Raw genomic sequence first — 14,188 nt, forward strand, 5'->3', positions numbered from 1 at the left:
ACGCCGTCACTCGGGCTCGCAGTCCTCCTGGTGCATCAGGGGATCCTCGCACCAGAGGCAATTCGAGGGCTCGTCGGCGGTCCCCGGCTCGCATTCCAGCGCCGGACAGGACGTCGGGCAGCCCAGATCTTCCGTATCGTTCGGGTCGCGGACCGCGTTCGGGTCGCAGTCGATGAGCTGCCAGGTGAGCCAGCCCATGTCGCGGGGGGACCTCGGGCAGTCGCACGGGTTGAATTCGTGCGACGCCATCATCGTGATGGTGTGGCACTTGTCGGCCGCCGTCTGCCACTCGCCCGCGTCCGGGAGGGGCTCGTAGAACCAGCTGGCCTGGAAGGAGCGCTTGCCCTCGGCGATCGTCCCCGCGGAGACCAGCTTCGCGTTGGAGCTGCGCCGGAACGGCCGGTTCGCCCGCGTCCTCTTCCCGTAATCGATGTAGAGGTAGACCTGCACGGGAGCGCCGTTGTCCTCGGACAGCACCGTCGCGCCGAAATCGATGATCTCCTGGCTCTTGATGAGCTCCGTGATGTAGATGGGCCTGAAGACGTCGGGGGACGTCGCCATGAGCGCCGGCGCCGTCTGCGCCGGCTCCTCGTACTCGGGCGCCGAGAGGACCAGGCAGCCTGCGGCCGGCGCGGCGAGCGCCGCGACGGCGAGCGAGCGAGCGAGCGCGGCGGCGAGGCGGGAGCGCGCCGCGCGGCGGAGGAGCGGGGAGGTCGGGGTGGGCATGGTCGGCGCGGTGCGTGGTGAGGGCTGAGCGCTGCGCTGCGACTCTACCCGCTCGGGCGCGGCGCGTGCCAGGGAAGGCAGAGAGACGGCAGAGGGATGGAGCCCTCCGCCCGCCCGGTCACTTGCGCGACGCCGCCGGCGCGCCCTCCAGCGCGTAAATGACCTTCACCTGCGTGGTGAACTGCACCTCGCCGGGGGAGATGGGCGTGCCGCCGCCCCCGTCCTTGGCCATCGCGACGGCCCTCATCGCATAGACCGGCGGGCCGCCGTCCACGATCTCGCTGATCGCCACGACGCGCCCGAGCCCGACGCCCTGCAGCCGCGCGAGCGCCTCGGCGCGCAGCCGCGCGTCCGCGATCGCCTTCTCCCGCGCCTGGGCCTCGAGCGGGTCGGTCTTGTCCAGGCCGAACGAGACGCCCCACACGTTGTTCGCCCCGGCGGCCACGGCGGCGTCGAGCACCGGGCCGACCAGATCGAGGTTGCGGATCGTGACGTTCACCGTGTTGCTCACCCGGTAGACGTGCGCGGGCGGAGGCGGCTGGGCCGGCGCGAGCGGAGGCGACGCCTTCGGCGCGGGGGCCGGGGCCGGCAGCGGCTTCGACCCGCGCGTCGCCGGGGCGGGGGCGGCCGGCGCCGCGGGGGCCGCAGGGGCCGCCGGCGCGCTCGCCGCCGCCGGCGCGGGCTGGGGGTACGCATAGGGCATCGGCGGCTCGTGCTGCCGCTCGAGCTGGATCGAGTAGTTGCTGGTCTGGATGTCCTTGTCGGCGAGGCCGACCTTCCTGAGCGCCGCGAGGATCTCGGCCATGCGCGCGGCGGACGCCTTCGTCGCGTCATCGACCGTGGGCGCGATGACCTCGATGCCGAGCTGAGCGCGGGCGATGTCGGGCCTCGCGCTGACCTCGCCGTGGCCGACGACCGTGATCGACTGGGCCGCCGGGTCGACGACCTGGGGCGCCGCCGGGGGCGCGCAGGCGGCGAGCAGGGGCGCGGCCGACAGCAAGACGCCGGCGAGGTACAGCCGGCGCGACAGGGAGCTCTGGTTCTTCATGCCCGTGCAACGCGCGGCGCCGGGCCCGCCTTACAGCGCGCCACGCCGCGCGCGCGCGGGAGCGCCGGCGGGCCGCTCCCGGCGTGCTCCCACCGGCGCGCTCCCGCCGCCCCCGCGCGCGGCGACCCCTCGGGGGCAGGGCCTTGCTCCCCCTCGTCAAGTTGTTCCACGGCGCGCCGGGTGCGCTATGGTCGTTTACGTGCTCACGATACCCAGCGACGAGGAGGCCCTCGCAGGTCTGCAGGGGGCGACGATCGGCAGCGATCTCTCGGGGAACATCGGCTACCGCATCGTGTCGCGCGCCGGGGCCGGGACGATGTTCGTCTCGTACTACGCCGTCCGCACCGCGCCCGAGGGCGAGACGCCCGTCGTGGTCAAGATCCTCCGGCCGTCGCTCTTCCGGCAGCTGGGCCCGTCGGCGGCGGTCATCGTGAAGAAGGAGGCGGTGTCCCTCGGCCGCCTCAACGAGCAGGTCCCCCCGACGCCGTTCGTGGTCCGGCTCATCGACACCGGCACCTTCGCGGTGCGCCGCGGCAACAAGACCCTCGACCTGCCGTGGATCACGATCGAGTACGTGCACGGGGGCGTCCAGGGCGTGACGCTCCGCCAGCGCGTGCAGGGGACCATCCAGGCCACCGGCTACGCCTTCGACCCGGCGCGGGCGACGCGCGCGATCGAGTGCATCTCGAGCGGGCTCTCGGCCGTGCACGACGTCGGCGTCATCCACCGGCAGCTCAACCCGGAGAGCATCCTGTGCTGCGGCTCCGGCGACGAGGAGCTCTTCAAGATCAGCGACTTCGGCCTGGCGCGGCCGAAGGGCATCCGCGAGACGATCATGGCCGGCGTCGTCGGGGGCAGCGGGGTCGCGCCGCCGGAGATGCTCTCGGCGGATCCGAGCACGATCGGCCCGTGGACCGACATCTTCAACCTCGCCTCCGTCATCTTCTTCGTGCTCACGGGCGAGCAGTACATCGTCGCGGAGACGCAGGCGCAGTCGCTCATGGCCGCGATGGCGCGCACGCGCCGGAGCATCCTCGAGACGCGGTGGCTCCACCCCGCGCTGCGCGGCAACGACCAGGCCTGCAAGTCGATCGACTTCGCGCTCCGCTGGGCGTCGGCGGGCGACGCGGCGGAGCGCCTCCAGGAGTCCGTCGCCGTGGCCGCGATGCTCTCGCCCTACCTCCGCCCCGCGTCGCCGGTCTCCGCGCTGGAGCAGCGGCTCGTCGCGAGCGCGGGCGAGCAGCGCACGCGGACCCCCGACGAGGTGGGCCCGATGACGATCCCGTCCACGTCCGCGCACCCGGTCGCGGTGCAGCTCACGGGCGAGCTCGGCAAGACGATGCTCTCGCCGCGCCAGGCCAAGGTCGCGGACCGGCCGAGCCCGGACCGCGCGATCGAGGCCGAGCTCATCAGCGCGCAGCCGCGCGCGCTCAAGGAGGCGCCGGCGCGGGTGTCGGTCGTCGAGCGCTGGACGTGGAGCGTGCTGCACCACCCGAACCTCGACGCGATCCTCCGGAGCGTGGCCTGGGACGGCTACGGCCGGTGCCTCGCGGCGGCGACGGGCGGGCTGCTCTTCTGGAACGGGACGAGCTGGAGCGAGGCGTCGTCCGGCGGCCTGCCGAGCCCGCAGGGCGTGCGCTTCGTGCACCGGATCGGCCCCGGCCGCTGGCTGCTCGGCGGCGACGCCTCGACGCTCGCGGTCTACACGACGGGCGGCGTGACGGGCGTGTTCCAGCTGCCGGGAGAGCCGCAGTGCCACCTCGCGCTGAGCGGCGACCTCGAGGACATGGGCATCCTCGTCTCGACGATGCCGAGCGATCCGCGGCCGCTCCTCCACGCGTTCATCGCCAAGCGCTGGCTGCGGCCGATGCCGGCCGAGGGCGTCGCGTTCCTCACCGCGGTGGCGCGGGTCGAGGACGAGCGGTGGCTGCTCGTCGGCCGGTCGACGACGGGCGAGGGGCTGGTCGCGCTCTACGCCCCGCTCGACTGGCACATCGAGCGCATCCCGGCGCCGCCGGCGCGGGCGTTCGTGGCGTGCGCCGGGCGGCCGGACCTCGGGGTGGGCATCGCGGTGGGCGCCGAGGGGAGCGTCGTGTGGCGCTACGGGCAGAGCGTCTTCACAGAGACGATCGAGCCGCGGCGCGCGCTCTCGGCGGCGACGCTCGACGCGGAGGGCCGCGCCTGGGCGGGCAGCGCGGGGCGCATCTGGGTGCGGCGCGGCGGCATTCCGCCGATGGCGGGGACGTGGGAGTGCGTCTGGGAGAACGACGCGTGGGTCGGCCCGGTCGTGTCGCTGTTCGTCGACTCGGAGGTGGTCGTCGCCATCACCGCGGACGGGGGGATCATCGAGGGGCGCGTCACCGGCTGACGCGCTCGGCTGGTTCTCCCTGCTGAACGCCGCCGCTCGGTCGCTGGTCCGACGGCGCCGCACGCTCCAGGCTCCCTGCTCCGATGCCCGGACACCCCCTCAACCCCGAAGCCGGCGCGACCCCGGTCCCCGACGATCCGCGCGAGATCGCGGCCGCCCTGCGCGCCGGCGAGCTCTCCCTGGCGCTGACGCCCTATTACGGCTTTCGCTACGGCGAGCGCGGCCGGCGCTTCACGAAGAGCGACAGCGCCTTCCTCGTGACGCTCGCCGACCACACGCGCCCCGTCGTCGACCGCCAGATCCGGTGGATGGCGGGCCTCCTCTCGAACCGCGGCATGCCGAGCCTGCTGCTCGAGCAGCACCTCCGGGTGCTCCACCGGATGTTGTGCCGCGAGGTGCCGAGGCGCGCCGCGAGCTACGGCCGCCTCCTGGAGGCCGCCGGGCTGCTGCGCGAGCTCCGGCGCGTGCACCTGCCCGACGCGGCGTGCGGGGCGCTGGCCCGGTCGTTCGTGCGCGAGGCCGGGCTGCCGCCGACGTGGCTCGCCTTCGGCACCGGGCGGCTGATCGCGGCGGCCGTGGCGGACGAGCGCGCCGGGTTCCGCAGCGCGGTCACCAGCCTGGCGTCGTGGCTCGCCGATCCCGAGCTGTTCCCGCCGCGCTTCACCGCCGCGGTCCACAGCACCATCGCCGAGGCGCAGGCGGCCGCGCGCCCGGGCGCCGCCTCGACGGGCGGTGATCCGAGGAGATCCGACGCGACGTGAGGAGATCCGGCGCGGCCGGACTCATCAGCTCTTCAGCTGTCCCCAAAGATACGTCCAGCGCGATTCGGCGGTTCTGCCGGCGTGATCCAGAGGCCGTAACGCCTCACATCGAGGCGCCGCTCGGCGAGATGGGTCACAATGGGGGGAATCCCATGCTCGAGCTGCTGCGCAACGATCATTTCACGGTGACCGTGGACGCTGCGGCGAAGCTCGCGAGGATCACGCGGACGACGGAGCCGTTCCGGTCCCCTGAGGAGCTCGAGGAGAAGTGGCTCGAGGTGAGCCGCGCGCTGGTCCAGCGCGACCGCAGGGAGCTGTCCCTGCTCGTGGATGTCCGCGCGTCCCCCGGTCGCAATGAGCCGGCGTACGAGGCGGCGATGCTCCGGATGCGGCCCGTCGTGATGCGCGGCTTCCGGCGCGTCGCCCTCCTCGTGTCTTCCCAAATCGGGGCGCTGCAGCTGCTCCGCCACGTCCGCGAGGACGGGATCGACCGCATGATCAGCCACGACGAGGGCGCGCTGCTCGCCTACCTCGCCGACGCGCCGCCGGGCAGCCGCTGAGCCCACGCACGGCCTCCGCGGCCGGCGGCCTGGGGGCCGGGCAGCGCGCAAGAGGGCTGCCTCGGGGAATCTTCTGTCGCAGACGAAATTGACTTGCCGGGAGGCCTTGCATTTCAATACGTTGCGGCCCTTTTGACCCGAAGGAACGGAGTGCGCGGAGGTGTCATGATGTGCGAATTGGTGCGCAATTGGGCGACGTCGTGCGTCGCGCGTCGGCGATGACACCACGCGTCCGTCCCTTGCCGGTCGAGAAGATCGCGCCGGCGAACACCGCCCTGCTCGTGATCGACATGGAGCGGGACTTCGTGGACGAGGGGGCCCCGGGGGAGACGCCGGGTGGGCGCGCGCTCATCCCGGTCATCAACCGGCTCATCGGGTGGGCGAGGCGGTACGAGTTGCCGATCGTCTTCACCCAGGAGATGCACAGGCCGGATCGCAGCGACTACGGCATCGAGCTGGAGTTCGACCCCCTGCACTGCCACGAGGGGACGCGGGGGTGCGAGCTCGCCGAGGGGCTTTCGGTCGAGGCGAGCGACTACCGCATCGTGGCGAAGCGGCGATACGACTGCTTCCTCAGCACCGATCTCGACCTCCTCCTGCGCTGCAAGCGGATCGAGAACCTCGTTTGCTGCGGCGTCTCCACCAACGTGTGCGTGATGAGCACCGTCTTCACCGCCAGGAACCTCGATTACCGCGTCCTCCTGCCGGTCGACGCGACCGCCGGCAGCACCGCCGCGCACCGCGACGCCGCGCTCCTCTGCCTCGGCGACGTGTTCGCGTACATCACCAGCAGCGCCGAGGTGACGCAGCTCTGGGAGCGGCGCTCGCGGTGAGCCGGCCGCGAGGCAGGCGCGCCTCCCGCCCTGCGCCCTCGCGGCGAGCGGGCGAGCGGGCAGGCCGCCCCTGCTGATTTTCTCGGAAACGAAACAGATCAGAAACAGAAGGTGAGTACCCTTACATGAGCTCGGCAAGGGGCGCTCGGGCGCACGTGGGGTGAGCCCGTGCGCGCGCGTCGCGCGGGGCTCGCCGTCCGCGGCGCGAGCCGCGTGGACGTCCCCTGTCACGCAAGGCGGATATGCAACACATCTGGCCAGCCGACCCGTCGTACAACGGACAGCGACCCGAGGAGGACGGCGGCGCCCCGCTCTCGGAGCAGGTCGTCGCGCTGCGCAGGCGCGTCGCGGAGCTGGAGCAGCAGCTGCCCGAGACGCACCGCTCGGGCGCGGCGCTCGGGCGAGCGCTCCCCGCGGCGCCGGAGGAGCTGTTCGACGCCCTCGCGCTGAAGGCCGCCGAGCAGGCCGCGCTGCTCGACGCGCTCCCGGCGATGGTCTTCTTCAAGGACCGAGATCACCGCTACATCCTGGTCAACAAGGCCTATTCCGATTACCACCGCATCCCCGTCGAGCAGATCCTCGGCAAACGCGACGAGGAGCTGTTCGTCCCGGAGACGGCGCGGACCTACCACGACAACGACGAGGCCGTGATGGCGAGCGGGCAGCCCAAGCTGAACGTGGAGCTCCGCTGGAAGCTCGCGGACGGGTCCGACGGCTGGTCCCTGGAGAACGACGTGCCCTACCGCGACTCGAGCGGCCGCGTCGCGGGGATGGTGGGCATCGTGATCGACGTGACCGCCCGGAAGCTCGCCGAGGAGGCCCTGCGCCGCGCCGAGGCCGAGCTGCGCGCGACGCGCGAGCGGCTCCTCGACACGATCTCCGCGCTGTCGACGCCGGTCCTGCCGATCGACGACGGCATCCTCGTCCTGCCGATCGTGGGCCACATCGACGCGGCGCGGAGCGACCAGATCATGGAGGTGCTGCTCGACGGCGTCGAGCGCCACGGCGCGGACTTCGTGATCGTCGACCTCACCGGCGTGCCGGTCGTCGACGGCGCGGTCACGTGCCACCTGCTGCGCGCGGCCCACGCCGTGCGCCTGCTCGGCGCGCAGTGCATCCTCGTCGGCATCTCCCCGGCGACGGCCCGGTCGCTCGTGCAGGCCGACGCCGGCCTCGACGAGCTCATCCTGCTCCGCGACCTGCGGGCCGGCGTGCGCCACGCGCTCGCGCGGCGGCAGCGCGGCGCCCTGCCGCGGCGGGCTGCCGCGGCGGTCGCCGGGCGCCCGGGGCGCACCGGGCGCCCCCCGCCGCTCTGATCAGCCGCCGCGCACCGGCGGCAGCAGCGACTTGAGGCGCGCCGTCAGCTCGTAGAACTCCGGCTGCTCCCGGATCCACGGGCCCCGCTGCTCGAAGGTCACCTCGTCGAGCGGCCGCCCGAGAAGGGCAGAGAGCGCGTCCTCGCGGCCGCGATCGCCGGCCGCCGCGCGGCGGAGCGCGTCGCGCGCGATCTTCTGCTCGAGCTCCTGCTCGGTGCGCACCTCGGCGATGATCCCGGACGGCCGCTCCCCGAAGATCACGACGCGGTGGGCGAGGAACACGGCCTCGGGGATGTCGTGCGTCACGAAGAGGATGGTCGGCCTGCTCTCGCGCCAGATGCGCAGGAGCTCGGCCTGCTGCGCCTCGCGGTTCTGGGCGTCGAGCGCCGCGTAGGGCTCGTCCATGAGCAGGAGGCTCGGCCGCGTCGCCAGGGTGCGGGCGATGGCGACCCGCTGCTGCTGCCCGCCGGAGAGGTCGCGCGGGTACGCCGACGCGAGCGCCGTCAGGCCGACCAGATCGAGGTACGCCGCCGCCCTGCGCTCGCGCTCCGCCCGGGTGGGCAGGCAGTACTGGAGGCCGAACAGGACGTTCTCCCTCACGGTCAGCCAGGGGAACGAGGAGTACGACTGGAACACGAACCCGCGATCGGGCCCGGGGCCGCGGATCGGGCGGTCGCCGAGGAGCAGCTCGGTCTCGGGGCGCGGGTCGGGCTGCTCGAGCCCGGCGATGATGCGGAGGCACGTCGTCTTGCCGCAGCCCGAGGGCCCGAGGAACACGACGATCTCCCCCGGCCCGACGCTGAGGCCGAGATCGCTGAGCACGCGCATCCCTCCCGGGAACGTCTTGGAGAGGGCGCGCAGGACGAGCGGCTTGCCGGTCGCCCGCGGGGGGTCGCTGGGCTTCATAGCCACGGAAAGAGCCTCCGCCGGGGGAGCTTGAAGAGCTGATCGAAGAGCAGCCCGAGCAGCCCGATGACGAGGATCGAGGCCATGACGTTGCCTGTCTGGATGAAGCGCTGCGACTGGATGATCACGTGGCCGAGCCCGGACGTCGCCGCGACGAGCTCGGCGACGACGAGGTACGACCAGGCCCACCCGAGCGCCACGCGGCAATGGTCGTACAGCGTCGGCAAGCACCACGGCAGCACCACGCGCAGGAGCACGTGCCGCGAGCTCGCGCCCATCGTGTACCCGAGCTCGACGAGGTGCTTCGGCACGCGCGCCGCGGTGTCGGCGACGAGGGGGACGAGCTGGAAGACGGTGCCGACGAAGATGATCCCGATCTTCTGGGCGTCGCCGATACCCACCCAGAGGATGCTGAGCGGTATCAGGGACGCGACCGGCAGGTACCGGAGGAAGTCGTTGAACGGCTGGACGAGCGCGTCCACCGGCTTCATCGTGCCCGCGAGCAGCCCGACCGGGATCGCCACGGCGGCGGCCGCCGCGAACCCCACGGTCACCCGGTAGACGCTCGCGAGGATGTCGCTCAGGAAGTCGCGCTCCCGGAAGAGCGCCGCGCCCGCCGAGAGCACGTCGAGCGGCGAGGGGAGGAAGACCGCGGCGGACTCCATGCTCCGCGAGAGCAGCGTCCACACCGCGAGGAAGAGCGAGAACGAGAGCACGGCGAGCGCCGCGTACGCCCGTCGGTGGATGTCCCGATAGAGCTTCATGCGATGGCGCGCCCGCGCTGGTCTCCGGCCGGCCGCGAGGGGCTAGGGCTTGCCGCTCGCGGCCTTGTTCACCGAGACGAAGTCGACCAGGGAGGCCGCGTCGACAGGCTTCTGCGTGATGCCCGCCTTGAGCCAGAGCTCGTTCGCCCGCCGCACGGTGTCGAGCAGCTGCCCCGGCGCGGCCGCCGTCCCGAAGAGCTCGGCGTTGCGCGGCAGGGACATGAACCGGATGCCGGCGACGGTCTCCTTCTCCTCCGGCAAAGGCAGCTTCCAGAAGCGGGCGATCAGCTCGTCCCCCTCCGCGGCGTGGGCGGCGTACCAGTCCGTCGCGCGCCCCATGGCCCGGATCATCGCCTGGATGTCGTCCGGGCGCCTCTGCACCGCGGCGCGGTTCATGTACAGCACGTCCACGATGAGGCCGGGCTTATCGGCGCTCGTCACGACGACGTGGGCGTTCGGCATCGACTTGGTCTTTCCGATCCACGGCTCCCACGTCACCGCGGCTTCGACCTTGCCCGCGACGAACGCGCCGCCCGCGCTGCCCGTGTCCATGGGGACGACGGTCACGTCGGCCGGCGTGAGGCCCGCCTCGGCGAGCAGCGACAGGAAGAAGAAGTGGCCGGTGAAGCCCGGCTCGAGCGCCACCTTCTTCCCTTTGAAATCGGCGATGCCCTTGATCGACCGCTGAGCGAGGACGCCGTCGGCCCCGTGCGACAGGTCGAAGACGTAGACGATCTGCCCGTCGACGCCCGCGGCCGCGCTCGTCACCGTCGAGTCGGCGGTGTGCCCCACGCCGTCGATCGCGCCCCTGAGGAGCGCCGCGTTCTTCTCGCCCATGCTCTCGAGGATCGAGATCTCGACGTCGATCCCCGCCTCCTTGAGGAACCCCTTCTCCTTCGCGATGACGAGCGGGGAGTAGCCGAGCCAGGTATTGAACGCGATCTTGAGCGGCTCCGCCGCGGCCCGCGCCGGCACGGCCTCCGCCGAGCCCTGGGGGCCGCCGCTCGACGCGGACCCGCCGCCCTGGGGGGTCGAGCGACATCCCAGGAGCGCGCAGCCCGCAGCGAGCAGGGCCGCCCCCGCCAGACGAGGCACGTGGGACATGGTGAGGACCTGAAAGGGGCTCGCGCGCATCCTGAGGGGGACGGGGACCTCTGGCCACATCCCGAACCCATGCAGCCTAACGCCGCCAGGATGTGAACTGCAAGACGTTCCTCTCGTCGATGGCCGCGCGTGGGCGGCTGACGGGGGCCGCGCGTGGGCGGCTGACGGGCGGCGCGGCGTGCGGCGACGGGGGGCGCGGCGATCACGCGGGCGCAGGCGCGCTCGCGGCGGGCGCGCGATACCTCGCCACGACGAGCGTGATGTCGTCGTCCGGGCTCGGACACCAGCCCTCGACCTCCCGCAGGATCCGGTCGCGGATGGCGTCGACGGGCGCGCCCTGGGCCGCCTCGATGGCGGCGCAGAGCCGCTCGAGCCCGAACTGCTCCTGGTGGGCGTCGCGGGCCTCCGTGATCCCGTCGCTGTAGAGCACGAGGAGGTCCCCCTCCTCGAGCTCGAGCTCGGCGTCCGGCGTCAGCGCGTCGATCGAGGGCAGGACGCCGACCCAGACGCCGGTGCTCGGGATGCACGTGCAGCGCTGGGTGCTCGCGCGGCACACGATCATGTCGTCGTGCGCGCCGGCGAACGTCACGCGCCCGCCGCGCTCGTAGCGGAGCAGGAGCAGGGTCGCGTGCTCGTCCCGCCGCAGGCGCGCGCGGATGTTCTCGTGGATCGCCCGGTTGAGCGCCGAGACGATGCTGGACGGGCTCGCGGTCGGGTCCCGGCGCGTCATCGCCGCGACCATGCTCTGGATCATCAGCATGACGAGCCCCGCCGCGAGGCCGTGCCCCGCGACGTCGCCGATCCCGAGCCAGCCGCCCTGGGGCGTCGCGATCACGTCGTAGTAGTCGCCCCCGACGTCGGCGGTCGGCCTCATGTACGCGGCGAGCTCGAGCCCGTCGATCGCGAGCTCGACCGGCGCGAGCGCGGTCTGGATGTGCTCGGCGACGCGGCTCTCCTGCTGGACCCGCTCCTGCTCGAGCCGCTCCCGGATCTCCACCTGCCGCACGATCTCCCGGTGCATCGCCACGGCCTTCATCGCGGAGCCGATCTGGAGGCGCACCGCGTCGTAGACCACCTCGTTGGCGCCGCTGTTGACCACCGCGACGCCGAAGTGCTCCGCCTCGCCGAACGCGAGCGGCATCGCGACGACGCTGAAGCGGTCCGCGGAGCTCAGGAAGCCGGGCGGGGCGAGGCGCCACGACGGGAAGCTCGCGGGCGGCGGCTCCACCTCGCGGCTGTTCTCCATCAGGAAGAGGGACTTCAGGGCGGCGCGCTGGGGGTCGTCGTAGAGCGACACCGAGACGTGCGTGAGATCCAGCCGGGGCAGCTCCGCCGCGAGCGTGCGCCGGAGGGCGGGCAGGCTCAGGGCGGTCGAGAAGCACATGCCCGTCCAGCTGAGGTTGACCGACGCGAGCTCCAGGTAGAGCCGCTTCTCGCCCTCGGCGCGCACGGAGGCGTGGCCGATGAGGACGCGGGACGTGTGCCAGAGCCGCTCGAGGTCGCGGTCCGGGGCGCCGCCGGGCGCCGGGCGGACCCGCGCGCGGAGCAGCGTGATCGCGCGCTGGAACTGATCGAGGGCGACGCCCTCGCGCCCCGCCGCGTCGAGCAGCGCCCGGAGCGCCTGCACGAAGGCGCCCTCGCGCCCGGCGAGATCCTCCTCGAGGGCGAGGAGCAGCGCCCGGGGCCAGCCCTTCAGCGAGTCGGCCGAGGCCGTCACCGCCCGCGCGAGCGCGCGCTCCAGCTCCTCCCGCTGCTCGGCGACCGGGAGCCGCCCGGGGGACGAGCCCGCCTCGGCGGCGCGCGGCAGGGCCGCGTAGTAGCCGCAGCCGCACGACTCGCGGCGCGTGAGCTCCACCGAGAGGAGGTTGCACTCCGGGACGGGCTCGCCGCGCATGAGGCGCAGGACCGTCTCGACGGCGAGCGCGCCGAGCTCCTTGATCGGCTGGCGGACGGTCGTCAGGGACGGCCTCGTCACACGCGACACGGCGACGTCGTCGAACCCGCACACGAGGACGTCGCCCGGGACGTCGATGCCGTGCGCCTTCAGCGTGTCCATCGCGCCGAGGGCCATGTTGTCGTTGCCGGCGACGACGGCGTCGAACTCGACCCTGCGCGCGAGCAGCTCGCGCATGGCGCGGCGGCCGCCGTCGGGCATGAAGTCGCCGAACACGAAGAGGCGCTCGTCATAGGGCAGCGCGCGCGCCTCGAGCGCCCTCCTGTACGCGCCGGCGCGCAGCTTCGCCTCTTCGTTGTTGGCGGGCCCGCTGATGTACGCGACGCGCCGGCAGGCGTGGTCGTCGACCATGTGCGCGACGGCCGTCTCCGCGCCGCGCGTGTTGTCGACGATGACGCTCGGGATGCCGTCCATCGCGAGCCCCACGCTGCACATGGGCAGGGCCGCGTAGGACCGGCAGAACGCGTAGGTGCCCTCGATGCCGAGGTGGTTCGTGAGCGCCGACGAGACGACCACGACGGCGTCGGCCGTCTGCACGCCGATCAGCGGGTAGATGCTGTTCGAGACGACCAGGGAGTACCCCGGGCGGGCGTGCGTCTCTCCGAAGGCGACCACGAGGTTGACGTCATGCAGCCTGGCCGCGCGCTCGACGCCGAAGCACACCTCGGACTGGTACTCGCCGGACAGGTAGTCGGTCAGGAGGGCGATCGTGGGCCGCTTTCCCGTCATGGCCTGTCGAGTTTACTTCATCTTCTCGACGATCGAGACCAGGCTCGGGGACATCCGCTCTAGGGCCGCGAGGCTCCGCCGCTGCCAGCCGAGCCGCGCGTCGGTGACGAACCTCACCTCGCACTTCGCGCCCTGGCCGCCGACGTTGCAGATGAAGGAGATGAACGCCTTGAGGCAGCTGGAGTTCAGGAAGTAGAGGGCGCGTATGTCGATCTCCACGGCGGAGAGCGCGAGGCGCTTCACCTCGTCCTGGACGTCCCTGAAGAAGCTGCCGAGCGGCGCGGCCGCCGCCATGTCGCCCGTCCCCGTGAGCCGGACGCAGAGGATGTTGCCGTCGAGGACCGGCTCGATGCCGAAGCTCTCCATGGCGAGGGGCTCAACCCTTAGGTTGCGCATCTGTCCTCCATCGCTCGAGCGGCGCGTGCGCGATGATCGTCAGCTCGTTCCCTTCGATCTTGTAGTCGACGTCGAGCCCTCCCTCGGCCCGGACGCGCGCGAGGCCCAGGCCCGAGACGCCCTCCACCATCGCCGTCTCGGTGATGAGCTCGTCGTAATGCTTCTGCGGGTCGATGGCGGTCTTGAGATCGAGCAGCCGCTTCTCGACCTCCCGCAGGCGCTCCGGGGACGCCTCGTTGCGGGCGCGGATCTTCAGGATGTGCGACTGCTCGTCCTCCTCCAGCGCGAGCTCGAGGCTGACGCGAGGGCCGGTGGAGTACTTGGTGATGTTCTCGGCGAGCTCGTGCGCGGCCATGTAGAACCGCGAGCTCACGTTCGCGTCGTCCAGCACCGCGCCGCAGAAGCTGGATACCAGCCGCAGCACCGCCGTCGCTAGGCGCTCGCTAGGAAAGAAGGTGATGCAGAGGAACAGCGAGGCGCTCTGCGTTGGTTCGGGTGATGACACAATCATTTATTCTACGCCGTTCCCTCGCTGGATCCAACTGCGAACGGAATCGTCCGAGCCGCCTCCCGAGCCCTGCTCGTGACAGGGCGACGCGCCGGGCGCGATCCGCGCGGTTCTCCCTGTCGCTTGTTTTGCAGCGCGGCCCGGGCGGCGTGTGGGATCTGCGGGGCGCGCGGGGAGCATTGTCCACCCCGTGCGCTGTGGTGCGCCGCGTCAAG

General features: G+C 72.4%; 13 protein-coding genes. 5 read left to right on the top strand and 8 right to left on the bottom strand.

The window, feature by feature from the left end:
- Nucleotides 1–6 precede the first annotated feature (6 nt).
- Together WMF43_RS12790 and WMF43_RS12795 are read right to left on the bottom strand one after the other, a co-directional pair.
- Entirely contained in the window at nt 7–726 is a 720-nt protein-coding gene (locus WMF43_RS12790; protein ID WP_437680162.1) for a hypothetical protein, read from the bottom strand.
- Nucleotides 727–844: 118 nt separating this feature from the next.
- Entirely contained in the window at nt 845–1,774 is a 930-nt protein-coding gene (locus WMF43_RS12795; protein WP_437680163.1) for an SIMPL domain-containing protein, read from the bottom strand.
- Nucleotides 1,775–1,973: 199 nt separating this feature from the next.
- Here WMF43_RS12795 and WMF43_RS12800 point away from each other — a divergent pair, with 199 nt between their 5' ends.
- The 5 genes from WMF43_RS12800 to WMF43_RS12820 all read left to right on the top strand — a co-directional run bounded on the left by WMF43_RS12800 (nt 1,974) and on the right by WMF43_RS12820 (nt 7,612).
- Complete coding sequence (locus tag WMF43_RS12800) at nt 1,974–4,142, top strand: serine/threonine protein kinase (protein WP_437680165.1); 2,169 nt, start codon at nt 1,974–1,976, stop codon at nt 4,140–4,142.
- An 83-nt stretch (nt 4,143–4,225) separates the two neighbouring features.
- A complete protein-coding gene (locus tag WMF43_RS12805; protein ID WP_437680167.1) occupies nt 4,226–4,903 on the top strand; it encodes a hypothetical protein in 678 nt (225 codons plus the stop codon).
- 152 nt (nt 4,904–5,055) lie between these two features.
- Nucleotides 5,056–5,463 (top strand): hypothetical protein, encoded by a 408-nt coding sequence (locus WMF43_RS12810; RefSeq protein WP_437680169.1) that lies wholly within the window; start codon nt 5,056–5,058, stop codon nt 5,461–5,463.
- A 218-nt stretch (nt 5,464–5,681) separates the two neighbouring features.
- Nucleotides 5,682–6,296, top strand: a complete 615-nt coding sequence (locus tag WMF43_RS12815; RefSeq protein WP_437680171.1) for a cysteine hydrolase family protein — start codon at nt 5,682–5,684, stop codon at nt 6,294–6,296.
- 242 nt (nt 6,297–6,538) lie between these two features.
- Complete coding sequence (locus WMF43_RS12820) at nt 6,539–7,612, top strand: PAS domain-containing protein (protein WP_437680173.1); 1,074 nt, start codon at nt 6,539–6,541, stop codon at nt 7,610–7,612.
- On the opposite strand, the gene WMF43_RS12825 is transcribed toward WMF43_RS12820, so the two are convergent.
- The 6 genes from WMF43_RS12825 to WMF43_RS12850 form a co-directional block, all read right to left on the bottom strand.
- Nucleotides 7,613–8,518 (bottom strand): ABC transporter ATP-binding protein, encoded by a 906-nt coding sequence (locus tag WMF43_RS12825; RefSeq protein ID WP_437683999.1) that lies wholly within the window; start codon nt 8,516–8,518, stop codon nt 7,613–7,615.
- Nucleotides 8,515–9,282, bottom strand: a complete 768-nt coding sequence (locus WMF43_RS12830) for an ABC transporter permease (protein ID WP_437680175.1) — start codon at nt 9,280–9,282, stop codon at nt 8,515–8,517. The genes WMF43_RS12825 and WMF43_RS12830 overlap by 4 nt, the downstream gene beginning before the upstream one ends.
- 42 nt (nt 9,283–9,324) lie before the next feature.
- Nucleotides 9,325–10,386: an ABC transporter substrate-binding protein gene (locus WMF43_RS12835; protein ID WP_437680177.1), complete on the bottom strand. Its 1,062-nt coding sequence runs from the start codon at nt 10,384–10,386 to the stop codon at nt 9,325–9,327.
- Between the two features lie 202 nt (nt 10,387–10,588).
- Nucleotides 10,589–13,069 carry a SpoIIE family protein phosphatase gene (locus WMF43_RS12840; protein ID WP_437680179.1) on the bottom strand — a complete coding sequence of 827 codons (2,481 nt, stop codon included), beginning with the start codon at nt 13,067–13,069 and terminating at the stop codon, nt 10,589–10,591.
- 12 nt (nt 13,070–13,081) lie between these two features.
- On the bottom strand, nt 13,082–13,465 hold the full coding sequence (locus WMF43_RS12845; protein ID WP_437680180.1) for a hypothetical protein: 384 nt from the start codon (nt 13,463–13,465) through the stop codon (nt 13,082–13,084).
- The gene (locus WMF43_RS12850; RefSeq protein WP_437680182.1) at nt 13,446–13,976 is read right to left on the bottom strand and encodes a hypothetical protein; all 531 of its coding nucleotides are present in this window, start codon (nt 13,974–13,976) and stop codon (nt 13,446–13,448) included. Before WMF43_RS12850 ends, WMF43_RS12845 begins: the two co-directional genes overlap by 20 nt.
- Between the last annotated feature and the right edge of the window lie 212 nt (nt 13,977–14,188).

The organism is Sorangium sp. So ce131 (assembly GCF_051519095.1).
Lineage (GTDB): Bacteria > Myxococcota_A > Polyangia > Polyangiales > Polyangiaceae > Sorangium.